We start from the raw sequence: 587 nt of genomic DNA on the forward strand, positions 1-587 counted from the left end.
CCCGCGGACGCGGCGGCGCGCATCGTCTGGGCGACCGAACGACGCTCCGCGCGCACCATGGTCGGACGCGAGGCCCGCCTGATCGATGTGCTCACCCGCGTCGCGCCGTCGTCGTACTGGCGGGTGATGCGGCGGCCGCTGCGTGCCGCCATCGACACGACGACACCGGCGGACTGATCCGGGCCTGTGAGCGACTCCGCTCAGCGGACGGCGCCCACCCAGATGCCCGAGGACCAGGCCTGCTGCTCGCCGTCGCAGCTGACCGATCCGGGGTACCCCCGCACCACGGCCATGCAGTTGGCGAGGAACTCGGGGTCGCTGCCGAACAGCACCCCGTAGGCTCCGGACGACGTGAGCGAGCCCCACACGCGGAACTGATAGATGTGCGCGAGCTCGTGCGCCATGGCCCAGTTCAGCCGACCGTCGCTCCAGTTCACGATATCGGCGCGGTACTTGATGTATCCGTTGCTGTTGGCGCACGCCGGGGCGTTGCCGCCCGCACACGACGAGGACTCGTAGAGTCCGACGCCCCCGCCCCCGCCCCCGACGAGGTCGAGGGCTGCCCGCACCCGCGCATACCCGTCCGG

1 pseudogene is annotated in these 587 nt (G+C 71.7%); it reads right to left on the reverse strand.

Annotated features, from left to right (window positions below):
• Positions 1 to 200 precede the first annotated feature (200 nt).
• Positions 201 to 587 (reverse strand): annotated as a pseudogene (locus KZA10_RS17130) (hypothetical protein); the annotation flags it as partial.

The organism is Microbacterium sp. BF1 (genome assembly GCF_019279095.1).
GTDB classification, from domain to species: Bacteria; Actinomycetota; Actinomycetes; order Actinomycetales; family Microbacteriaceae; genus Microbacterium; species Microbacterium maritypicum.